Genomic DNA, 21,839 nt, shown 5'->3' with positions numbered 1-21,839 from the left:
CCGTGCGGCGCGTCCACGCACGTCGTGGTCCTGCGCGGGCCATGTGCCGGTTCCGTCACAGCATGCGCGGGAACTCTGGACACCGGAACCCGGCCTGCCCGGATATTCGTCCTGGCAGGAGAGGGGAGAGGAGCGCAAACGGATCGCGCTCGACCGGGTGTTGTGCGGGACGGCCGCAGTGCGGGGCACGGCGCCGCGATCACCTATCGTTCGACCAGGCACCGGCAAGGCAAGCGAGGAACAGCGGATGGCACGTGCGTACATGACCGAGTCGGCGAAGACGTCGGGCGAGTCGCGCGGCTTCCTCTCCCGGTCCCGTCAGGACGGCGGCTCCGGGTCCCGCGGCCTGGTCGACTGGGCCCGCTGGGGCCGGTGGGGCGGCGGAGGCGCGTGGCGCCGCGGCTGGGTGCTGGCCCTGCTCGCCGTGCTGCTGGGGGCGGCCCTCTTCTGGCACTCCGAGATCCCCAACGCGATCGGCAACCTGGGCTCGCTGTGGGAGACCTTCCTGCCGTGGGGCGGCGTGCTCGTACCGGTGCTGGCGCTCATGGCCGTGCTGCGCCGCTCCGCGCTCGCCCTGGTCGCGCTGCTGCTCCCGGCGATGGTGTGGCTGCATCTCTTCGCCGGCCAGTTCACCAGCAAGTCGGGTACGGGCGGCGACCTCACGGTCGTCACGCACAACGTCAACGCGGGCAACCCCGACCCGCGCCGCACCGCGCGCGAACTCGCGGGCTCCGGTGCCGACATCGTCGCGCTGGAGGAGGTCGCGGGCGGACAGGCGAAGCTCTACGACAAGGGGCTCGCCGGCGCGTACCGCTACCACAAGCGCGTGGGCACGGTCGGTGTGTGGAGCAAGTACCCCATGCGCGACACGGAGACGGTCGACATCAAGATGGGCTGGCCGCGGGCGATGCGCACCACCGTCGACACCCCGCACGGAGGCGTCGCCGTCTACGCCGCCCATCTGCCGTCCGTGCGCCTGCAGTTCGCCTCCGGCTTCACGGCCGGGCAGCGTGACGACAGCGCCGCGGCGCTGGGCAGCGCCATAGCGGACGACCCCGTCGACAAGGCCGTCCTGCTCGGCGACCTCAACGGGACGATGAACGACCGCGCGCTCGCGCCCGTCACGTCCCAGATGCGCTCCACGCAGGGAGCGGCGGGGGACGGGCCCGGCTTCAGCTGGCCGGCCTCGTTCCCGACGACGAGGATCGACCAGATCATGGTGAAGGGCCTCGAACCGGTCTCCTCCTGGTCCCTGCCCGCCACCGGGAGCGATCACCTGCCCGTCGCGGCGTCGGTGAACTTCTGAGGCTCCCCTCTCCTCCGCTCCCCTCCGCCCGATCCTCCCCCCCCAACCCCCTACTCCTCTCACTCGCGAAAGCGGTCTTCGCCGACGGCGGTCACCGGGCTTGTACGCCCCGGTGGCCGCCGTCAGCCGTCGTGAGGGGGCGGAGAGCGTGCCGGTGAGGTGCCCGGCCGCCCGTGGTGAGGGTGTCCGGGCCGGGTGCGTGTCCGCCCCGGCGGGCACCTGCGGGACGGGCTGCCGTGGCATGAATCACGCGCTCCGCGCCCAGCTGTTGCCGTCCTGAGACACGCAGCGGCGCCGCGAGGGAAACGCATCTGACAGACTTTGTTCCGTGTGAGAACATAAGAAGCTGCGCCTGTGCCCGACGCCGTTGTTGCGCAGGTCTCTAGCGCGTATCCCCTTAGAAAAACTTACCGAAGACCTTGATCAACCCTGCCTTGAAAGGTTCCGCCTCATGCCTCTGGCCTTGCTCGCCCTTGCGATCAGCGCCTTCGGAATAGGCACCACCGAGTTCGTGATGATGGGCCTGCTGCCCAACGTCGCGCGAGACATGGACACCTCCGTGCCCACAGCCGGATACCTGGTCTCCGCCTATGCCATCGGCGTCGTCATCGGCGCCCCGCTGCTCACCGCGCTCGGCACGCGCACGCCCCGCAAGCGGATGCTGGTGCTGCTCATGGGGCTGTTCACGGTCGGCAACCTCGCCTCCGCCCTGGCGCCCAACTACGCGGCCCTGCTCGCCGGGCGCGTGCTGGCGGGCCTCCCGCACGGCGCCTTCTTCGGCGTCGGCGCCGTCGTCGCCGCACGGCTGGTGACGGAGGACCGGCGTGCCCGCGCCGTCGCCACGATGTTCCTCGGGCTGACGGTCGCCAACATCGTCGGTGTGCCCGCGGGGACGGCGATCGGGCAGGCCCTCGGATGGCGGGCGACCTTCGTCGTCGTCAGCGCCATCGGCGTGCTGGCGATGGTGACGCTCGCCGCGCTGGTGCCCGAGATGAGCGCCGAGCGGCGGACCGGCCTGCGCCACGAGGTCCGCGCCCTCGGCGACCGCCAGGTGATCCTGGGGCTGCTCACCGCGGTCTTCGGATTCGGCGGCGTCTTCGCCGTCTACAGCTACCTCGCCTCGATCATGACCGAGGTCACGGGTCTCGCCGAGTCCTCCGTGACCGTGGTGCTCGCCCTCTTCGGCATCGGCATGACGCTGGGTGCGCTCGTCGCGGGACCGCTGACGGACCGTGCCTTGCGCCCGACGCTCTACGGGGGCCTCGGCGCGCTCGCCGTGGCCATGGTCACCTTCCACGCAGTCGTCGACATCAAGTGGGCGGCCATGGTGATGGTCGTCGTGCTGGGCGGGCTCGGCTTCATGACGACGACGCCCCTGCAGATGCTGATCATGCAGAAGGCGCGGCAGGCGCCCACGCTGGCCTCCGCCGGCAACCAGTCCGCGTTCAACCTCGCCAACGCCGGCGGGGCGTGGCTGGGCGGTGCCGCCGTCGCGGCCGGCTGGGGCTGGACCTCGCCCATGCTGGTGGGCGTCGTGCTGGCCCTGGCGGGGCTCGGCATCGCCGTGCTGGCCGGGGTGCTGGACGGCGCCCCGACCGTCTCCCGCTCCCGCATCGTGGCGCGCGGCGTCCCGGGGCTGCGCCGTGCCCGCGCCGCGGAGAGCGTCACCGGCTGAGCCGGGAGGACGCCGGGGCCGGGAGCGGGCAGGCTCCCGGCCCTGTGGCGCCCCGACGACAGGGGCCCGCGCACCCGCGCGGGCCCCTCGCCGTTCCCGCCCCCGGGCGGGAACGGCCGCGGACCCGGATGGCCGAGCCGCGGCGCGAGCGGCGGCCGGAGGCTGTTCAATCGCACACATGGCAGCCGACGAGCCGGAAGCGGGCGGTACGGGCACGGGCGGCACGGACGCGGGCGGGCAGCGGCGCGGTGTGTTCTGGGAGATGCTCGCCGGACGCGTCGCCGCGCCCCGTGCCTCGCTGCTCCTCGGCTGGGAGCTGATCGAGGTCCTGCCGGACGAGGGCACGATCGAGGTGGCGTTCCAGGCGGACGAGCAGTTCACGAACCCGGCGGGGGCGATCCAGGGGGGCTTCCTGGCCGCCATGCTCGACGACACGATGGGGCCGGCCCTGGCGGCGTCTCTCCCGGACGGGCTGCTCGCACCGACGCTCGACCTGCACGTCCAGTACCTGCGTCCGGCGCGGCCCGGGCGGCTGACGGGGCGGGGACGCGTCGTCAGCCGCGGCAGGCGGGTGTGCTTCCTCTCGGGTGAACTCGCCGCGGCCGACGGCACGTTGGTGGCCGTGGCGACAGCGACGGTGCGCCTCCGGACTCTGGAGTGACAAGGAGGGGCGAGCGGCACCGCGGGGCTCCCGGCCGGACGGGGCGGCCTTGACGGGCCCCGATATCCTGCCTTCGCAGGGCATTGAGCCGCAGTAAGTTCATTCAGCCGCAGCACGTTCCCGGCGCGCTGCACCGTCCCACCCGGTGCAGCCTCCCCCGCTCGTGCCCCGTCCGTCTCGCCCGTCTCCGGACCGGGTGTGTGCACCCGGCGGCCGCCGCATCGTCTCCGCGCAGCGTGCGCCGCCGCGCGCAATGGTCCGCCCGCTCTCCGCGCCGCTTCCCGGCCGCTGGCATGCCGTCCGGCTGCCCGCCGAAGTGCGAGCCGCGTGACGCCCGTCCGGGATGGTTCCATGCCCGACGGTTCCATGCCGGACGGTTCGACGTCAGCACGTCACTGTGCCGCAACGTTCCACGTCGGCACGCCCCCGTGCCTGCCGCGTCCGCGTGCGGCATCCCCGCGTCGGCCCCCTGGGGGCCGCTGCCGGTCTCTCAGCACAGTCCCCGGACACCACTCAGCGCCGGTCCGGCGGCAGCCTCCACGCGAGGCTGCTCCGGCCTGCCCGGAAGGAGCACTCCATGCAACTCGGACTCACCTGCCCGCGTTTCACCTGGCCCGGCGGCGACGCCGCCGTCGCGGGCCGGTTCGCACAGGTCGCGCGCGGCGCCGAACAGGCCGGGGTCGCGAGCCTGTGGGTGATGGACCACTTCTGGCAGATCCCCAACTTCGGAGCTCCCGGCGAGCCGATGCTGGAGGCCTACGGCGCTCTGAGCTACGCCGCCGCCCACACCGGCCGCGTCACGCTGGGCGCGCTGGTCACCGGAGTCGGGCACCGTCCGCCGGGCCTGCTGGTCAAGCAACTCACCACTCTGGACGCGCTGTCCGGCGGCCGGGCCGTCCTCGGGCTGGGCGCGGGTTGGGACGAGGAGGAGCACCGTGCGATCGGCGTGCCGTTCCCGCCGGCGGCGGAGCGCTTCGAGCGCCTGGAGGAGACGCTGCAGATCGTCCGCAGCATGTGGAGCGACGACGAAGAGCCGTACCACGGAAGGCACTTCAGCCTCGACCGCATGTCGACCTCGCCGCGCCTCACCCGGCCGCGCCCGCCGGTCCTCATCGGCGGCAGCGGCGAGAAGAGGACCCTGCGGCTCGTCGCCCGGTACGCCGACGCCTGCAACCTCTTCCACGGCGCCGACGTCCGCCACAAGCTGGCCGTCCTGAGAGAGCACTGCGAGCGCGTCGGAAGGCCCTACGGGGAGATCGAGAAGACGCTGCACATGCGCCTTCCGGAAGGCCGGTCCGTCGCCGAGAGCGTAGAACTCTGCGGCGAGTTCGCCTCCCAGGGCATCGACCACGTCATCGTCGCGCCACCCGACGCGTCGGACGGGGCAACGCTCGGGCACCTGGCCGAACTGGCCGAGGCGATACGGGAGATGACACCGGAGGGACGCAGCCCGGGGGAGCGGACCGGGATGCTCCGCGCTCGGACCTGAAGCGGTACGGCGAGGCGGCGCGGGCGGGAGGGGCGTTGGGCCCGCCCGTGCGCCGACTCCGCGTGTGCGCGCGGAGCGTCAGCCGGCCGTGCCGTCCCCGGGGCCGCTCTCCCGCCAGTGGTTGGTGATGGGCAGCCGGCGGTCCTTGCCGAAGCCCTTGCCGGAGATCTTCGTCCCCGGGGGGTACTGCCGCCGCTTGTACTCGGCGGCGTCCGTCATCCGCAGCACACGCGTGACGACTTCGGGGTCGTAGCCGCGTTCGACGATGCCCTGGCGGCCCACGTCCCCGTCGACGTACAGCTTCAGGATGCCGTCCAGCACGTCGTAGTCGGGCAGGGAGTCGGTGTCGACCTGGTCGGGGCGCAGCTCCGCGCTCGGCGGCTTGGAGATGCTGTTCTCGGGGATGGGCGGTGTCCCGCCCCGCTCGGAGGCGGCGCGGTTGCGCCACTTCGCCAGCCGGAAGACGTTGGTCTTGTAGACGTCCTTGATGGGCCCGTACGCGCCGACGGAGTCGCCGTACAGCGTCGAATAGCCGCACGCCAGCTCGGACTTGTTGCCCGGCGCGAGCACGATGTGGCCCTCCTGGTTGGAGATGCCCATCAGCACCACTCCGCGCAGGCGGGACTGGAGGTTCTCCTCGGCGACGCCGGTGAGCTCCATCGAGTCCATGAACGTGTCGAACATCGAACCGATCGCCACGGTGCGGTAGTTGAGCCCCGTGCGGCGTGCCATCTCCGCGGCGTCGTCCTTGGAGTGCTCCGACGAGTAGCGCGAGGGCATCGAGACGGCGTGCACGTTGGACGGGCCCAGCGCGTCGCAGGCGATCGCGGCGGTGAGCGCGGAGTCGATGCCGCCGGAGAGGCCCAGCACCACCGAACTGAAGCCGTTCTTGGACGCGTACGCCCGCAGACCGGTGACGAGAGCGGTGTAGATCTCCTCGTCGTCCTCCATGCGGGGAGCCTCGCTGCCGGTGAACTCCGGCTCGTACGCCTCCAGCGGGTCCGCGCCGAGGGTCACGTGCTGCACGGTGAGGCCGTCGTCCACGACCCCCGAGGGGGGCTCCGCCGAGGCCGCGGGCAGGTCGAGGTCGAGGACGAGACACGTCTCCTCGAACTGCGGTGCGCGCGCGACGGTTTCGCCGTCTCGGTCGACGACGATCGAGTCGCCGTCGAAGACGAGCTCGTCCTGGCCGCCGGCCATGGCGAGGTACGCCGTCGTGCAGCCCGCCTCCCGGGCCCGCCTGCGGACGAGGTCGAGGCGCGTGTCGTGCTTCTCGCGCTCGTACGGGGAGGCGTTGACGGAGAGCAGGAGCCCGGCCCCCGCGGTGCGGGCGGCGGGGACGCGGCCGCCGTTCTGCCACAGGTCCTCGCAGATGGCGAGGGCGACGTCGACACCGTGGACGCGGACGACGGGCAGGGTCTGGCCCGGCACGAAGTAGCGGAACTCGTCGAAGACGCCGTAGTTGGGGAGGTGGTGCTTGGCGAAGGCCAGGACGACCTCCCCGCCGTGGAGCACGGCCGCGGCGTTGAGCGGAGCGCCCGCGGGGCTGCCGAGGGAGGCGCGGACGTCCTCGGCGCGGTCGAGGTAGCCGACGACGACGGGGACCTCGCCCAGGCCCTCCCGCGCCAGCCTGCCCGCGAGCGCGCTCAGCGCCGCGCGGCTGGCCTCGACGAACGAGCCGCGCAGGGCCAGGTCCTCCACCGGGTAGCCGGTCAGCATCATCTCGGGGAACGCGACGAGATGCGCCCCCTGCTCCACGGAGCGCCGCGTCCAGCGCAGCACGGACGCCGCGTTGCCTTCGAGGTCACCGACGGTGGAGTCGATCTGGTTCAGGGCGAGACGTAGTTGAGGCACGCCGCCCACTGTAATCGTCCAACTGACGCGTGAGAGAGGGCGCCGGTACAGGCAGGAGAAGGAGGGGCGGCGGTGCACCCAGAGTCACCAGCCGGACACGTATGAGTACGTGGCGAGGCAGGCTGTCAAAACGGAACGAGTGGATCCGTGAATTTCACGAGGGAACCGGACACGCGGTGTTCACGTCACCGTCACAACCGTATCCAGTACCCAAGGTCACTTACGCGAGGGTATCCGCAGCATTTCGATACCTGGTGTACTGGATTCGGCGCCCGCCTGGCGGGCATCGGTCAGTGACGTGAACTCGCCACAGCACAGGGGGAAGCACATGTTGGAGGCCCTCGGTCTCGAACCCGTCCAGCAGCAGGCCTACGAGGCGCTCGTCGACGGAGCGGTCACCGTGCGGGAGCTTCGCGAGACGCTGGGCCTGAGCGCGGCGAAGGTGCGCGAAACCCTCACGGCGCTGGAGAAGTTGAGCCTGGTCGGCAGGTACCCGGGGGAGCGGCGGGGAGAGGAGCGCTTCCTGCCCGTGGCGCCCGAGGTAGCCTTCGAGTCGCTGCTGCTGGCGCGCGAGGAGGCCATCCACCGCACCCGGCGGCACATCCAGCTCCTGGCCACGCGGTTCCGCGCCAACGCGACCGCGCGCGACCCCGTCGACCTCGTGGAGATCGTCACCGGGCGGGCGGCGGTGATCCAGCAGGTCGATCAGCTGCAGTACAGCGCACGGCACCAGATCCGCGGCATCGACCGCCCCCCGTACGCCAACAGCGACCCCGACCGGCTCGACCCCAAGACGGGCATGATGCCGGTGCAGGCCAAGACCATGCGGCGCGGCATCGGCTACCGCGTCATCTACGACACCCACGGCCTGGAGACCTTCCACCGCATCCACACCGACATCGAGGCCTGCGCCGAACTCGGCGAGGAGGCGCGGGTCATGGCCGATACGCCGACGAAGCTGCTGGTCGCGGACGACCGCGTCGCGCTGATCCCGCTCCGGTCCGCGCCGCACGAGATGGCGAGCAGCGTCGTCGTGCACCCCTCGGGCCTGCTCGACGCGCTGTGCGAGTTCTTCGAGGTGCTGTGGGCGCGTGCGCTGCCGCTCTCCGCGTATCTCGCGGGGCGGCCGGGCGGCGCCGGGGACGCGCCGTCCCCGGACGAGGCCCGGCTGCTGGCCCTGCTGACGACCGGGATGACGGACCAGGTCATGGCGCGCCAACTCGGCGTCAGCTACCGCACGTTCCAGCGCCGCCTGAGCGGGCTCATGGAGCGGCTGGGAGCCGGCACGCGCTTCCAGCTCGGCATGCGCGCCGCCAGCCTCGGCTGGGTGTCGCAGCCCTCGGAGAGCGACGCGCGGCTGGCCGCCGGAGGTGGCGGGAACGCGTCAGGATCCGGCCATGGACTCCAGGCTGTGACCGGCGGTAAGACGGGTGTCCGATCCGCGAAGAAGACCCCACAAGATGTGGCTTCGAACACTGACCGGTAACTCTTGTTCTCGGCCTGGCCGGTGTGCGAACTTCAGTGCGTGACGTCGTTCCGCCAGAACGGCGGACCACGCCAAGACCACACGGCCGGACGCCTCTGAACGCTCCGGCCAGGCAACAAACAGCCGCGGTCCGGTATCCCCCACTGCCGGACCGCGGCTTACGTTTTGGGGACCCCGGTCCGGCCCGTCCGTCCTCCCGGTCTCGTCCCGCCCCGCCCGTGCCGACGCCGCACCGACGCCGTGCCGGGCCCCGGCCGGCGGGCGGCGGGACCAGGCGACGGGCACCAGGCGGCCGTCCGCCCGCCCCCGCCGGACGCTCTCCTGTGGCGCGGGGAGTGCGCCCTGCGGAGTGCGCCTCCCGAGCGACCCCCGGTGCGCCGCCCCGCTCCGCTTCCCCTCCCGTGCCTCCCCTCGTTCCCCCGGCTCCGCTTCGGGGCCGCGGCCCCGTGCCCCCTGCGGGGTGCCCGTCCGCGAGCGGCCCCGCGGGCCCGCGAACAGGCGCCTTGCCGCGTGGTTCACTGGAGAAGCGGCGCGAACGGAGGGCGCAGGCAACGCTCCGGAAACCGTGTGGTGGGATGCTCGTCCCCGTCCCGGGCCACCCGGGACACGAGGCCCGACGGGGTGTCGCCCAGGGTGCGGGCGGGCACGCTGAGCAGCGAGGATGGGTGACTATGGATAAGCAGCAGGAATTCGTGCTCCGCACGCTCGAGGAGCGCGACATCCGGTTCGTCAGGCTGTGGTTCACCGACGTGCTCGGCTTCCTCAAGTCCGTCGCCGTCGCGCCCGCGGAGCTGGAGCAGGCCTTCGACGAGGGCATCGGCTTCGACGGTTCGGCGATCGAGGGCTTCGCCCGGGTCTACGAGTCGGACATGATCGCCAAGCCCGACCCGGGCACCTTCCAGATACTGCCGTGGCGCGCGGAGGCCCCGGGAACGGCGCGGATGTTCTGCGACATCCTGATGCCGGACGGCTCCCCCTCCTACGCCGACCCGCGCTACGTGCTCAAGCGCAGCCTCGCCAAGGCCTCGGACCTGGGCTTCACCTTCTACACCCACCCGGAGATCGAGTTCTTCCTGCTCAAGGACCGGCCGCTGGACGGCACGCGCCCCTCGCCGGCGGACACCTCCGGCTACTTCGACCACACCCCCCAGCACGTCGGCATGGACTTCCGCCGGCAGGCGATCACGATGCTGGAGTCGATGGGCATCTCCGTGGAGTTCTCCCACCACGAGGGCGCCCCGGGGCAGCAGGAGATCGACCTGCGCTACGCGGACGCGCTGTCCACGGCCGACAACATCATGACGTTCCGGCTGGTGATGAAGCAGGTCGCGCTGGAGCAGGGCGTGCAGGCCACCTTCATGCCCAAGCCCTTCTCCGAACACCCCGGCTCCGGCATGCACACCCACCTGTCCCTCTTCGAGGGCGACCGCAACGCCTTCTACGAGTCGGGCTCGGAGTACCAGCTCTCCAAGGTCGGCCGCTCCTTCATCGCGGGTCTGCTCACGCACGCCGGAGAGATCTCCGCCGTCACCAACCAGTGGGTCAACTCCTACAAGCGCATCTGGGGCGGCGCGAACCGGACGGCGGGGGAGGGCGGCGAATCGCCCTCGTACATCTGCTGGGGCCACAACAACCGCAGCGCACTGATCCGGGTCCCCATGTACAAGCCGGGGAAGATGGGCTCCACCCGTATCGAGGTGCGCTCGCTCGACTCGGGCGCCAACCCCTACCTCGCCTACGCCACGCTGCTGGCGGCCGGGCTCAAGGGCATCGAGGAGGGCTACGAACTCCCGCCGGGCGCCGACGACGACGTCTGGGCCCTCTCCGACGCGGAACGGCGGGCGATGGGCATCGAACCGCTGCCGCAGAACCTGGGCGAGGCCATCACCCTGATGGAGCGCAGCGAGCTGGTCGCGGAGACGCTGGGCGAGCACGTCTACGACTTCTTCCTCCGCAACAAGAAGCAGGAGTGGGAGGAGTACCGCAGCGAGGTCACCGCCTTCGAGCTGCGCAAGTCCCTGCCGGTTCTGTAGGACGGGGCCGCCGTCGCTGCGGGGCGGCGGCCGGTACGGCCCGATACGCGGAGTGCGCGAGTACGGAGGACGGTCAAGGGTGCAGGGCGGTCGGCGGGACAGCCGTCACGGACAGCTGGTGCGGCGCGGCTTCACCGAGCCGGCCACGGCGGAGCGCCTGCTGTCGGCGCAGGAGTTCGACGAGGTCCGGGCAGACACCCAGCTGCTCGACGCCTTCGGGGCGACCGCGGACCCGGACCTCGCACTGCACGGCCTCGTCCGGCTCGTCGAGGCGCAGGAGGACCCGCAGCGCCTGCTGGACACGCTGCTCGCCAGCAAGCCCCTGCGGGACAGGCTGCTCGGTGTGCTGGGCGTCTCCGAAGCGCTGGGCGACCACCTCGCCCGCCACCCCGACGACTGGCAGGCGCTCGCCACGTACGAGCGGCGGGACCTGCACCCGGGCGTCGAGGAGTTCGAGGCGGCCGTACGCCCGGCCACCGACCCGGACGATCTGCGCCACCGCTACCGCCGCGCCCTGCTGTCGATCGCCGCGCGCGACGTGTGCGGCACCAGCGACCTGGCGCAGACCGCCGGCGAGCTCGCCGACCTGGCCGCGGCGACGCTGCGCGCCGCGCTCTCCCTCGCCTCCGCCGAGGCGCCCGAGGACGCCGCGGCGTGCCGGATCGCGGTGATCGGGATGGGCAAGTGCGGCGGCTGCGAACTCAACTACGTCTCCGACGTGGACGTCATCTTCGTGGCGGAACCCGCGGACGGCACGGAGGAGGCGGCGGCTTTGCAGGCCGCCGGCCGCATCGCGGCCCGTCTGATGCGGATCTGCTCGGACACCACGGCCGAGGGCACCATCTGGCCCGTCGACGCCAACCTCCGACCGGAGGGCCGGAACGGGCCGCTGGTGAGGACGCTCTACTCCCACCTCGCCTACCTCAACCGGTGGGCGAAGACCTGGGAGTTCCAGGCCCTGCTGAAGGCCCGTCCGGTGGCGGGCGACATGGCGCTGGGCGAGGCGTACGCGGAGGCCGTCGCCCCGCTGGTGTGGCAGGCGTCGGAGCGGGAGAACTTCGTCCCCGACGTGCAGCAGATGCGGCGCCGCGTCGTGGAGAACATTCCCGCCGCGCAGGTCGACCGCGAACTCAAGCTCGGGCCGGGCGGGTTGCGCGACGTCGAATTCGCCGTGCAGCTGCTGCAGTTGGTGCACGGCCGCACCGACGCGGCGCTGCGCAGCCCCACGACGCTCGCCGCTCTGGACGCGCTCGCCACGGGCGGCTACGTGGGCCGGCAGGACGCCGCCGCGCTCGACTCCGCGTACCGCTTCCTCCGCACGCTCGAACACCGCATCCAGCTCCACAAGATGCGCCGGACGCATCTCATGCCCGAGGACGAGGCGGACCAGCGCAGGCTCGGGCGTTCCCTCGGGTATCGCAGCGACTCCGTCAACGAGCTGCACAAGACGTGGCGCAAGCACGCCGCCGCGGTGCGGCGGCTGCACGAGAAGCTCTTCTACCGTCCGCTGCTGGACGCCGTCGCCCAGCTCGACGTGGGGGAGGCGCGGCTCTCGCCCAGGGCCGCACGGCAGCGGCTGGAGGCGCTCGGCTACGCCGATCCCGCGGGAGCGCTGCGGCATCTGGAGGCGCTGGCGAGCGGCGTCAGCCGCAAGGCGGCCATCCAGCGCACCCTGCTTCCCGTCCTGCTGGGCTGGTTCGCCGACTCCGCCGACCCGGACGCGGGGCTGCTCAACTTCCGCAAGGTCTCCGACGCGCTCGGGACGACGCCCTGGTATCTGCGGCTCCTCCGGGACGAGGGAGCGGCGGCGGAGAACCTCGCGCGCGTCCTGTCCGCCGGGCGCCTCGCCCCCGACCTGCTGATGCGGGCGCCCGAGGCGGTCGCGCTGCTCGGCGACGAGGGCGGGCTGCGGCCGCGGGCGCGGGAGGCCCTCACGCAGGAGGTGCTGGCGGCCGTGGGCCGGGCGGCGGACGCCGAGTCGGCGGTGGCGGCGGCTCGCGGGGTGCGCCGGCGCGAGATGTTCCGTACGGCGGCGGGCGACCTGATCGGCGCGTACGGCACGGAGGAGCTGCCCACGGAGGACCCCGCGGCGGCCGTCGACCGGATCGGGGCGGCCCTCACCGGCATCAACGCGGCCACGCTCGCCGGTGCCCTCCGTGCGGCGGTGCGCAGCCGGTGGGGGGACGAACTGCCCACCCGCTTCGCGGTGATCGGCATGGGCCGGTTCGGCGGGCACGAGCTGAGCTACGGCTCCGACGCCGACGTCCTCTTCGTCCACGAGCCCCGCGAGGGCGTGAGCGAGGAGGAGGCGGGCAAGGCCGCGCTGGCCGTCGCGACGGAGCTCCGCCGCCTGCTCCAACTGCCCTCGTCCGACCCGCCGTTGGTGGTCGACGCGGACCTGCGTCCGGAAGGCAGGTCAGGGCCGCTCGTGCGTTCCCTGGAGTCCTACGCCGGCTACTACCGCCGCTGGGCGGCCGCCTGGGAGAGCCAGGCGCTGCTGCGGGCGGATCCCGTCGCGGGGGACGAGGATCTGGGGCGCCGTTTCACCGAGTTGATCGCCCCGGTCCGCTATCCCGCCGACGGTTTGAGCGAGGACTCGCTGCGCGAGATCCGGCGGCTCAAGGCCCGCATGGAGTCCGAACGGATGCCGCGCGGCGCCGACTCCACGACGCACGCCAAACTCGGCCGCGGCGGACTCGCCGACGTCGAGTGGACGGTGCAGCTCCTCCAGCTCCAGCACGCCGCCGGAGCGGAGGACCTGCGCACCACGCGTACGCGTGCCGCGCTGGCCGCGGCACGGGAGGCGGAGCTCATCGACCCCGAGGACGCGGAGACGCTGGACGAGGCGTGGCTGCTGGCCACCCGGGTGCGCAACGCCGTGATGCTGGTGCGTGGCAGGGCCGGCGACACGTTCCCCTCCGACGCACGGGAGTTGGGAGCCGTCGGCCGCTACCTCGGCTACCCCGAGGCCAGCGGCAGCGGGGAGATGCTCGACGACTACCGCCGGGTGACGCGCCGGGCCCGGGCAGTGGCGGAGCGGCTCTTCTACGGCGCGGCGGACTGACCGGCCACCGCGTCCGTGCGGTGCGTTCCGGCTGCGGGACCGGGCGCCTTGATGTGCCGCGGCAGCCGGTACGAGAGCTTTCCGTACCAGCCGTAGGAGAGGGCGAAGCCGAAGCCGAGGCAGATGACGCCGCCCACCGCGTCCAGCCAGAAGTGGTTGGCCGTGCAGACGATCACTATCAGCGTGCCCACCGGGTACAGCACGCCCAGCAGGCGGACCCACAGGGGAGTGGCGAGCGCGGCGATCGTGATGCCGCACCACACCGACCAGCCGATGTGCATCGACGGCATGGCGGCGTACTGGTTCGACATGTCCGCCAGGTTGCCCGACGCCATGGAGCCCACGGTCTGGTGCACCTGCACGGTGTCGATGAAGGACTCGCCCCGCATCAGCCGCGGCGGCGCGAGCGGGAAGAGGTAGTACCCGAGCAGGGCGATGCCGGTGGTGGCGAAGATGACCAGGCGCGTCGCGGCGTAACGGCCGGGGTGGCGCCGGTAGAGCCAGACGAGCACGGCGATGGTCACGACGAAGTGCAGCGTCGCGTAGTAGTAGTTCATCGTGAGGATGAGCCAGGTGACGCTGTTGACGGCCCGGTTGACCGAGTCCTCGACGGCGATGCCGAGGAACTGCTCCGCCCTCCAGATCCAGTCGGCGTTGTCGAGGGCCTGCGCGCGCTGCTCGGGGACGGCGTTGCGGATGAGGGAGTACACCGCGTAACTCACCGCGATGAGGACGATCTCGAACCAGATGCTGGGACGGCGGGCGGCGCGCAGCCGCGTCATGAGGGCGGTGCCGACGACGCTGCCCTGCCCGGCACCGGCGGTCCCCGCGGCCGTGGTGCCCGCCGCGGCGGTTCCGGGTCTGCCGCTCCCGTGACCTGTCTGTTCGTCCTCGGTGCCCTGTGTCCCGGTGGTCTGTCGGCCTACGTGAGCGGTCCTTGTCGTCGATGCCCCCATGAGGGGACAGTCTGCCAGACCTGTCCGTTGTGCCGATCATCCTGCGGTCGGGTATGGGCCGGTTTACGTCCTCCCTGCGGCCGAGGGGACGGAGGCCGTGGAGCCGCGTACGACCAGCTCGGGAAGGAAGACGAACTCGCTGTGCGGAGCGGGCGTCCCGCCGATCTCCTCCAGCAGTGTCCGCACTGCCGCCTGGCCCATGGCCGTGACGGGTTGACGGATCGTCGTGAGCGGCGGGTCGGTGAAGGCGATGAGAGGGGAGTCGTCGAAGCCGATCACGGAGACCTCGCGCGGCACTTGGAGCCCGCGCTGGCGCGCCGCCCGGATCGCGCCCAGGGCCATCATGTCGCTGGCGCACACCACGGCGGTGCAGTCGCGCTCCAACAGGGCGCCCGCGGCGGCCTGTCCGCCCTCCAGGGTGTAGAGGGAGTGCTGAACGAACTCGCCGGCCCCCTCGGAGTCGACGCCCAGCTGCTCGTCCATGGCGCGCACGAACCCCTCGATCTTGCGCTGCACGGGAACGAACCGCTCCGGTCCGAGGGCCAGCCCGATGCGGCGGTGGCCCAGCGCGGCGAGGTGGGTGACCGCGAGCCGCATCGCGGCGCGGTCGTCCGGTGAGACGAACGGCGCCTGCACCTTCGGCGAGAAACCGTTGACGAGGACGAACGGCACGCCCTGGCCGCGCAGCCGCTCGTAGCGCTGCATGTCGGCGGTGGTGTCGGCGTGGAGGCCCGAGACGAAGATGATGCCGGCGACGCCGCGGTCGACGAGCATCTCCGTCAGCTCGTCCTCCGTGGACCCGCCGGGTGTCTGCGTGGCCAGGACCGGTGTGTACCCCTGCCGGGTCAGGGCCTGGGCGATCACCTGCGCGAAGGCGGGGAAGATCGGGTTCTCCAGCTCCGGTGTGATCAGGCCCACGAGGCCCGCGCTGCTCCGGCGCAGCTTGACGGGCCGTTCGTAGCCGAGCACGTCGAGCGCGGCGAGTACGGATTCGCGGGTGGCCGCGGCGACGCCCTGCTTGCCGTTGAGGACCCGGCTGACCGTCGCTTCGCTGACCCCCGCCTGCGCTGCGATGTCAGCTAGCCGTGCGGTCACAGGGTTGGACTGTACCGGCCGGATCACACGGTGCCCACCGGGCGGGACGCCAAGATCTGCAAATGCGTTTTCTGAAAGTTGCCGCAAACTCTTTCGCGAGCGGCGTCGCGCTGTTACGTTCCTCCGCAGCCGGGCGCCGCCCATGGCGCCGGGGGTCCCCCAGGCCGTCGGCCGGGGACGCACACGTGGAGGGGATGGACATGCGGCGAGGCAGAGGGGTCATCGCGGCGGCTGCGGTGCTTGCGCTCACGGCGACGGCGACGGCCTGCGGCGGAGAGGACCAGGGCGACCAGAGCGGGGGCGGCGAGATAGCCGGCTCCGTCACCTACTGGGACACCTCGAACGACGCCGAGAAGGGCACGTACAAGAAGATCGCGGAGGACTTCGAGAAGAAGCACCCGAAGGTCGACGTGAAGTACGTGCACGTCAACTTCGGTGACGCGAACCAGAAGTTCAAGAACGCGGCCGGCGGCAACTCCGGCGCCCCCGACGTGATGCGCACCGAGGTCGCGTGGGTCGCCGACTTCGCCAACCTCGGCTACCTCGCGCCGCTGGACGGCACGCCCGCCGTCGACAAGCCGTCCGACTACCTCAAGACGGCTGCCGGCAGCACCCGCTTCAAGGGCAAGACCTATGCGTTGCCGCAGGTCACCGACACCCTGGGCCTCTTCTACAACAAGAAGATGCTCAAGAAGGCGGGGGTCGGGGTGCCCGAGTCCTTCGACGAGCTGAAGAAGTCCGCCAAGAAGATCAAGAGCGAGACCGGCAAGACGGGCCTGTACCTGCGCGGCGACGACCCGTACTGGTTCCTGCCGTACCTCTACGGCGAGGGCGGCGACCTCGTCGACCCCACCTCCAAGAAGGTCACCGTGGACGACCCGGCGGGCGGCAAGGCCTTCGCCCGTATGAAGGACCTCGTCGACTCCGGCGCCGCGGTCACCGACAGCAGCGACGGCCAGGAGAACGGGCTGAAGGCATTCCAGGACGGCGACGTCGCCATGATCATCGACGGTCCGTGGGACATCGCCGGCGCCCAGCAGGGCAAGCAGTTCAAGGAGGACAAGGACAACCTCGGTGTCGCGCCCGTCCCCGCCGGCAGCAAGCGCCGCGGCTCACCGCAGGGCGGCTGGAACCTGTCCGTGTACGCGGGCAGCAAGAACTTGCGGACGGCGCAGGAGTTCGCCAAGTACATGTCCTCGGCCGAGGTCCAGAAGCGCACGACGGAGGAACTGAGCCTCCTCCCCACCCGCGAGTCCGTCTACGACGAGCCCTCGGTGCGCGAGAACAAGATGGTCGAGTTCTTCAAGCCCGCCGTCGACGAGGCCGTGCAGCGGCCGTGGATCGCGGAGGGCAACTCCCTCTTCGAGCCCATCCGCGGGCAGATGGACGCGGTCCTCACCGGCAGCCGCAGCCCCGAAGCCGCCGCCGACAAGGTCGGCGACGGCTTCCGCAAGCTGCTGAAGGACTACAAGTAGAAGGGGACGGGGCGGAAGGCATGGCTGTGGAGACCACCAGCCGGTCGGTGCCCGCGGCCGCGGACGGCGCGGACAGCGCCGCCGCCGGCCGCGGGCGGGGGCCCGGGGGGAAGAGCGGCGGCAGGGGCGCGGGCGCACTGCGCAGGGCCGCGGCGCGGCACTGGTACGCCTGGACGATGGTCGCGCCGGTCGTCCTCGTCATCGGCGTCATCATCGGATACCCGCTGGTGCGGGGCGTCTACCTGTCGCTCACGAACGCCGACGAGGCCAACGTCGAGCGCACCATCGGCGTCAACCACATTCCCGCCACCTACGAGTTCACCGGCCTCGAGAACTACACGGAGATCCTCGGGGACAGCGTCTTCTGGGACCGGCTGGGCTGGACGGCGGTGTGGACGGCCGGCTGCGTCGGCTTCACCTTCGGACTCGGCCTGGTGCTGGCGGTGATGCTCAACAGGCAGGTGCGCGGCAGGTCGTTCTACCGGATCGCCATGATCGTGCCCTGGGGCATCCCGGCCTTCGTCTCCGTCTTCGCCTGGAAGATGCTGTTCAACGAGAAGAGCGGGCTGCTCAACCAGGTGCTGGACGGCGGCGGCATCGACGCCGTGCCCTGGCTGGGCGATCCCACCTGGGCGAAGGTCGCCGTCATCGCCGTCAACGTCTGGCTGGGCGTCCCCTTCATGATCGTGGCGATGCTCGGTGCCCTGCAGGGCATCCCCGGCGAGCTGTACGAAGCCGCCGAGATGGACGGCGCCGGCCCCTGGCAGCGGTTCCGCAACATCACCCTGCCCGGCGTGCGCACCGTCAGCAGCACGGTCGTCCTGCTCAGCACCATCTGGACGTTCAACATGTTCCCCGTCATCTACCTGCTCACCAGGGGCGGCCCGGAGGACTCCACGGAGATCCTGGTGACCTACGCCTTCCGGCTCTCCTTCATCAACAGCCCGCGGGACTTCGCCACTTCGGCCGCATGGGGCGTCCTCATCCTGGTGCTGCTCTCGCTCTTCACGGTCGTCTACAGGCGGGCACTGCGCCGCCAGGGGGAGGTGTGGTGACGATGCGTTCCGCGCCTCGCACCCGGGGCGAGCGGGGCCCGCTGGCCTCGTTCGGGCTGCACGCAGGGCTGCTCACCGCGTCCCTCGTCGCGCTCTTCCCGCCGCTGTGGCTGCTCGTGACGTCGTTCAAGCCCAGGAACGAGTCCTTCTCCACCGCCCTGGTCAAGAACTTCACGCTCGGCAACTACGAACACGTCGTCGCCGACACCTACTTCCTGACGTGGTTCGGCAACTCGCTGCTCGTGGTGGTCGGTACGACCGCCGTCGGGGTCTTCATCGCCGCCACCACCGGCTACGCCATCAGCCGGTTCCGTTTCCCCGGGATGCGCCCCCTGATGTGGGTGCTGCTGATCACGCAGATGTTCCCGATGGCCGTGCTGATCGTGCCGCTCTACAACACGATGGCGCGCCTGGGCCTGCTCAACCAGCCCGTCGGCCTGATCATCACGTACCTGACGGTCGCGGTGCCGTTCTGCGCCTGGATGATGAAGGGCTTCTTCGACACCATCCCCGTCGACATCGACGAGTCCGGACGCGTCGACGGGCTCAACCCGTTCGGCACGTTCTGGCGGCTCGTCCTCCCGCTGGCCAGGCCGGGCCTCGCCGTGACCGGCTTCTACACCTTCGTGACCGCCTGGGCCGAAGTCGCCTACGCCACCGCCTTCATGACCGGCGAGGAGAACCTCACCCTCGCGGGTGGTCTGCAGACCTTCGTCAACCGCTACGGCTCCGACTGGGGCTCCATGACGGCCGCCGCGGTCATCATCGCCGTGCCCGCGGCCGTCGTCTTCGGCTTCGCGCAGCGGCACCTGGTGGCCGGCCTCACCGCGGGAGCCACGAAGTCGTGACGCCCGCCGCAGTGCACCGGCCACCGACCGCCCCGACGCCGACGCCCGCGACCGCCCCCGACTCCCAGGGATGACATGACCCAGCATCTCGACCCCGCCCCCACGGCCGCACCCGCACCCGCCTCCGATCCGTCCGCCGGGCGAGCCCCCGCGCACGGCGCGCGCCGGGCCGCGGGGAGCGGCGGCACGGACTGGTGGCGGGACGCCGTGATCTACCAGGTCTATCCGCGCTCCTTCGCCGACGGCGACGGCGACGGCATGGGCGATCTCTCCGGCGTGCGCGCCCGGTTGCCCTATCTCGCCGGACTCGGCGTGGACGCCGTGTGGCTCAGCCCGTTCTACGCCTCGCCGCAGGCCGACGGCGGATACGACGTGACGGACTACCGCTCGGTCGACCCCCTCTTCGGTGAACTCTCCGACGCCGCCGCCCTGATAGAGGACGCGCACGGGCTGGGGCTGCGCGTCATCGTCGACATCGTGCCCAACCACTCCTCGGACCGGCACGAATGGTTCCGGCGCGCGCTCCGCGAGGGCCCCGGCTCGCCCGCCCGCGCCCGCTACCACTTCCGGCCCGGACGCGGGGAGGACGGCGAACTGCCGCCCAACGACTGGGAGTCCGTCTTCGGCGGCCCGGCCTGGACGCGCGTACGCGAGGCCGACGGCAGCCCCGGCGAGTGGTACCTGCACCTCTTCGCGCCCGAGCAGCCGGACTTCAACTGGGAACACGCCGCCGTACGGGACGAGTTCCGCACCGTCCTGCGCTTCTGGCTGGATCTGGGCGTCGACGGTTTCCGCGTGGACGTCGCCCATGGGCTGGTCAAGGCAGCCGGCCTGCCCGACCGGGGCAGGCCCGGGCAGCTGCGGCTGCTGGGCGGCGAGCAGCTGCCGTTCTTCGACCAGGACGGCGTGCACGAGATCTACCGCGACTGGCGCCGGGTCTTCGAGGAGTACCCCGGCGACCGCATCGGCGTCGCCGAGGCATGGGCGCCCAGCTCCGAGCGGACCGCCCTCTACGTACGCCCCGACGAGCTGCACCAGGCGTTCAACTTCCACTACCTCCAGACGGATTGGGACGCCGCGGCACTGCGCGACGTCATCGACGAATCGCTGGAGGCCATGCGGCCCTCCGGGGCACCGGCGACCTGGGTGCTCTCCAACCACGACGTCGTACGCCACCGCACCCGGCTCGGCGGCGGCCTCGCCCGTGCCCGCGCCGCCACGCTGCTGATGCTGGCCCTGCCCGGATCCGCGTACGTCTACCAAGGCGAGGAGCTGGGGCTGCCGGAGGTCGCGGACCTGCCCGACGAGGTCCGGCAGGACCCGTCCTTCTTCCGCGACAGCGGCCAGGACGGACTCCGCGACGGCTGCCGGGTGCCGCTGCCGTGGGAGAGGCGGGGAAGCTCCTACGGGTTCGGCTCCGGCGGCAGCTGGCTGCCGCAGCCGGAGGAGTGGGGCGAGCTCTCGGTGGCCGCGCAGAGCGGCGAGAAGGGCTCCACCCTGGAGATGTACCGCGCCGCGCTGCGCATCCGCCGCGAGCAGCCCGGCCTGGGCGCGGGCGAGTCGGTGGAGTGGCTGCCGGCTCCGGACGGCGTGCTCGCCTTCCGCCGGGGAAGCTTCGTCTGCACCGCGAACACGGGCGGCACCCCCGTCGAACTCCCCGCACGGCCAGGAGAGTTGCTGCTCGCGAGCGGCCCGTACGAGGGCGGTGAGGCGCTGCCGGCGGACACCACCGCCTGGTGGACCACCGGACCCCTGGCATGACGGCGGTGCTGCCCGCCACCCGCCTCGCCGACATCGCGGGACAGGCGAAGGTCAGCGAGGCCACCGTCAGCCGCGTCCTCAACGGCAAGGCGGGCGTGGCCGATTCGACCCGCCAGCGGGTGCTCGCCGCGCTCGACGTGCTGGGCTACGACCGGCCCGTCCGGCTGCGGCAGCGCAGCGCCGGCCTCGTCGGGCTCGTCATCCCCGAACTGACCAACCCGATCTTCCCGGCGTTCGCCCAGATCATCGAGCAGGCGCTGACGGGCTACGGCTACACGCCGATCCTCGGCACCCAGATGCCCGGCGGCGCCACCGAGGACGAACTGGTCGACCAGTTCGTGGAGCGCGCCGTCACCGGCATCATCTTCCTGTCCGGGCTGCACGCCGACCTGTCGGCCGACCCCGGGCGGTACGCCCGTCTCGCCGATCGCGGGGTGCCGTTCGTCCTCGTCAACGGCTTCAACGACCGCATCGCGGCGCCCTTCGTCTCCCCGGACGACGCCGCGTCCTCCCGTATCGCCGTCCGCCACCTGAGGGATCTGGGGCACCGGCGGCTGGGACTCGCCGTGGGGCCGGACCGCTTCGTCCCCGTGCGGCGCAAGACCGAGGGCTTCCTCGCCTCCGTCGAGGAGGACGGGACCGCCGGAGACCCGGCCCAGGGCCTGGTGCGCCACACCCTCTTCACCGTGGAGGGCGGGCACGCCGCGGCCGACGACCTCCTCGACGAGGGCTGCACCGGCCTCGTGTGCGGAAGCGACCTGATGGCGCTGGGCGCGGTGAGGGCGGCACGGGCACGGGGGCTCGACGTGCCGGGAGACGTCTCGGTGGTCGGCTACGACGACTCGGAACTGATCGCCTTCACCGACCCGCCGCTGACGACGGTGCGTCAGCCGGTGCGCGCCATGGCGAACGCCGCGGTGCACACGCTGCTGGAAGAGGTGCGCCAGAACCCCGTACCGCAGACGGAGTTCGTCTTCCAGCCGGAGCTCGTCGTCCGCGGCTCCACGGGTCAGGCGCCCCACGGGACGGGACGCACCCGGGCCGGAGGCACCTGACGCCGGCTCCCCGACTCCGGCCCGGC

At 71.9% G+C, this 21,839-nt stretch carries 15 protein-coding genes; 12 read left to right on the top strand and 3 right to left on the bottom strand.

The genetic code is table 11. The annotated features are described in order from the left end of the window. The first annotated feature begins 247 nt into the window (after positions 1–247). From H181DRAFT_RS05600 to H181DRAFT_RS05585, 4 genes are all read left to right on the top strand, one after another. Complete coding sequence (locus H181DRAFT_RS05600; RefSeq protein WP_045863144.1) at positions 248–1,306, top strand: endonuclease/exonuclease/phosphatase family protein; 1,059 nt, start codon at positions 248–250, stop codon at positions 1,304–1,306. 451 nt (positions 1,307–1,757) lie between these two features. Continuing rightward, positions 1,758–2,981, top strand: coding sequence for an MFS transporter (locus H181DRAFT_RS05595; protein WP_045863143.1), 1,224 nt, complete (start codon positions 1,758–1,760; stop codon positions 2,979–2,981). A 178-nt stretch (positions 2,982–3,159) separates the two neighbouring features. Next, positions 3,160–3,642, top strand: coding sequence for a PaaI family thioesterase (locus H181DRAFT_RS05590; RefSeq protein ID WP_078895521.1), 483 nt, complete (start codon positions 3,160–3,162; stop codon positions 3,640–3,642). 577 nt (positions 3,643–4,219) lie between these two features. Beyond that, the gene (locus H181DRAFT_RS05585) at positions 4,220–5,131 is read left to right on the top strand and encodes an LLM class F420-dependent oxidoreductase (protein WP_045863142.1); all 912 of its coding nucleotides are present in this window, start codon (positions 4,220–4,222) and stop codon (positions 5,129–5,131) included. Positions 5,132–5,209: 78 nt separating this feature from the next. Here the strand turns inward: H181DRAFT_RS05585 and H181DRAFT_RS05580 are convergent, their stop codons facing one another. Next, entirely contained in the window at positions 5,210–6,985 is a 1,776-nt protein-coding gene (locus H181DRAFT_RS05580; protein ID WP_045863451.1) for an NAD+ synthase, read from the bottom strand. A gap of 328 nt (positions 6,986–7,313) precedes the next feature. On the opposite strand from H181DRAFT_RS05580, the gene H181DRAFT_RS05575 reads away from it, so the two are divergent. The 3 genes from H181DRAFT_RS05575 (at position 7,314) to H181DRAFT_RS05565 (ending at position 13,568) form a co-directional block, all read left to right on the top strand. Beyond that, on the top strand, positions 7,314–8,471 hold the full coding sequence (locus tag H181DRAFT_RS05575; RefSeq protein WP_107068688.1) for a helix-turn-helix transcriptional regulator: 1,158 nt from the start codon (positions 7,314–7,316) through the stop codon (positions 8,469–8,471). Between the two features lie 671 nt (positions 8,472–9,142). Next, positions 9,143–10,504: a glutamine synthetase family protein gene (locus tag H181DRAFT_RS05570; protein ID WP_045863141.1), complete on the top strand. Its 1,362-nt coding sequence runs from the start codon at positions 9,143–9,145 to the stop codon at positions 10,502–10,504. A 79-nt stretch (positions 10,505–10,583) separates the two neighbouring features. Continuing rightward, complete coding sequence (locus H181DRAFT_RS05565) at positions 10,584–13,568, top strand: bifunctional [glutamine synthetase] adenylyltransferase/[glutamine synthetase]-adenylyl-L-tyrosine phosphorylase (RefSeq protein WP_045863140.1); 2,985 nt, start codon at positions 10,584–10,586, stop codon at positions 13,566–13,568. Here the strand turns inward: H181DRAFT_RS05565 and H181DRAFT_RS05560 are convergent. Both H181DRAFT_RS05560 and H181DRAFT_RS05555 read right to left on the bottom strand, forming a co-directional pair. Continuing rightward, positions 13,550–14,350, bottom strand: coding sequence for a phosphatase PAP2 family protein (locus H181DRAFT_RS05560; RefSeq protein WP_254666743.1), 801 nt, complete (start codon positions 14,348–14,350; stop codon positions 13,550–13,552). The two genes, H181DRAFT_RS05565 and H181DRAFT_RS05560, sit on opposite strands and share 19 nt — an antisense overlap. Before the next feature lie 237 nt (positions 14,351–14,587). Further along, positions 14,588–15,619 (bottom strand): LacI family DNA-binding transcriptional regulator, encoded by a 1,032-nt coding sequence (locus H181DRAFT_RS05555; protein ID WP_045863449.1) that lies wholly within the window; start codon positions 15,617–15,619, stop codon positions 14,588–14,590. Positions 15,620–15,819: 200 nt separating this feature from the next. Here H181DRAFT_RS05555 and H181DRAFT_RS05550 point away from each other — a divergent pair, with 200 nt between their 5' ends. The 5 genes from H181DRAFT_RS05550 to H181DRAFT_RS05530 all read left to right on the top strand — a co-directional run bounded on the left by H181DRAFT_RS05550 (position 15,820) and on the right by H181DRAFT_RS05530 (position 21,813). Further along, on the top strand, positions 15,820–17,094 hold the full coding sequence (locus H181DRAFT_RS05550) for an extracellular solute-binding protein (RefSeq protein ID WP_045863448.1): 1,275 nt from the start codon (positions 15,820–15,822) through the stop codon (positions 17,092–17,094). A 20-nt stretch (positions 17,095–17,114) separates the two neighbouring features. Then, positions 17,115–18,149 (top strand): carbohydrate ABC transporter permease, encoded by a 1,035-nt coding sequence (locus H181DRAFT_RS05545; protein WP_045863138.1) that lies wholly within the window; start codon positions 17,115–17,117, stop codon positions 18,147–18,149. A 2-nt stretch (positions 18,150–18,151) separates the two neighbouring features. Then, a complete protein-coding gene (locus H181DRAFT_RS05540) occupies positions 18,152–18,997 on the top strand; it encodes a sugar ABC transporter permease (protein WP_045863137.1) in 846 nt (281 codons plus the stop codon). A 75-nt stretch (positions 18,998–19,072) separates the two neighbouring features. Continuing rightward, positions 19,073–20,758, top strand: a complete 1,686-nt coding sequence (locus H181DRAFT_RS05535) for a glycoside hydrolase family 13 protein (protein WP_045863136.1) — start codon at positions 19,073–19,075, stop codon at positions 20,756–20,758. Next, on the top strand, positions 20,755–21,813 hold the full coding sequence (locus tag H181DRAFT_RS05530) for a LacI family DNA-binding transcriptional regulator (RefSeq protein ID WP_045863135.1): 1,059 nt from the start codon (positions 20,755–20,757) through the stop codon (positions 21,811–21,813). Before H181DRAFT_RS05535 ends, H181DRAFT_RS05530 begins: the two co-directional genes overlap by 4 nt. Positions 21,814–21,839: the final 26 nt, after the last annotated feature.

Source organism: Streptomyces sp. WMMB 714 (assembly GCF_900090125.1).
Classification (GTDB): Bacteria; Actinomycetota; Actinomycetes; order Streptomycetales; family Streptomycetaceae; genus Streptomyces; species Streptomyces daqingensis.
This window is presented reverse-complemented; position numbering and strand designations above follow the sequence as displayed.

Coding starts and splice junctions, on each gene's coding strand:
- H181DRAFT_RS05575 (WP_107068688.1), top strand. CDS start 7,314: ATGTTGGAGGCCCTCGGTCTCGAACCCGTCCAGCAGCAGGCCTACGAG.
- H181DRAFT_RS05590 (WP_078895521.1), top strand. CDS start 3,160: ATGGCAGCCGACGAGCCGGAAGCGGGCGGTACGGGCACGGGCGGCACG.
- H181DRAFT_RS05585 (WP_045863142.1), top strand. CDS start 4,220: ATGCAACTCGGACTCACCTGCCCGCGTTTCACCTGGCCCGGCGGCGAC.
- H181DRAFT_RS05550 (WP_045863448.1), top strand. CDS start 15,820: ATGCGGCGAGGCAGAGGGGTCATCGCGGCGGCTGCGGTGCTTGCGCTC.
- H181DRAFT_RS05535 (WP_045863136.1), top strand. CDS start 19,073: ATGACCCAGCATCTCGACCCCGCCCCCACGGCCGCACCCGCACCCGCC.
- H181DRAFT_RS05540 (WP_045863137.1), top strand. CDS start 18,152: ATGCGTTCCGCGCCTCGCACCCGGGGCGAGCGGGGCCCGCTGGCCTCG.
- H181DRAFT_RS05600 (WP_045863144.1), top strand. CDS start 248: ATGGCACGTGCGTACATGACCGAGTCGGCGAAGACGTCGGGCGAGTCG.
- H181DRAFT_RS05530 (WP_045863135.1), top strand. CDS start 20,755: ATGACGGCGGTGCTGCCCGCCACCCGCCTCGCCGACATCGCGGGACAG.
- H181DRAFT_RS05545 (WP_045863138.1), top strand. CDS start 17,115: ATGGCTGTGGAGACCACCAGCCGGTCGGTGCCCGCGGCCGCGGACGGC.
- H181DRAFT_RS05570 (WP_045863141.1), top strand. CDS start 9,143: ATGGATAAGCAGCAGGAATTCGTGCTCCGCACGCTCGAGGAGCGCGAC.
- H181DRAFT_RS05595 (WP_045863143.1), top strand. CDS start 1,758: ATGCCTCTGGCCTTGCTCGCCCTTGCGATCAGCGCCTTCGGAATAGGC.
- H181DRAFT_RS05560 (WP_254666743.1), bottom strand. CDS start 14,350: ATGACGCGGCTGCGCGCCGCCCGCCGTCCCAGCATCTGGTTCGAGATC.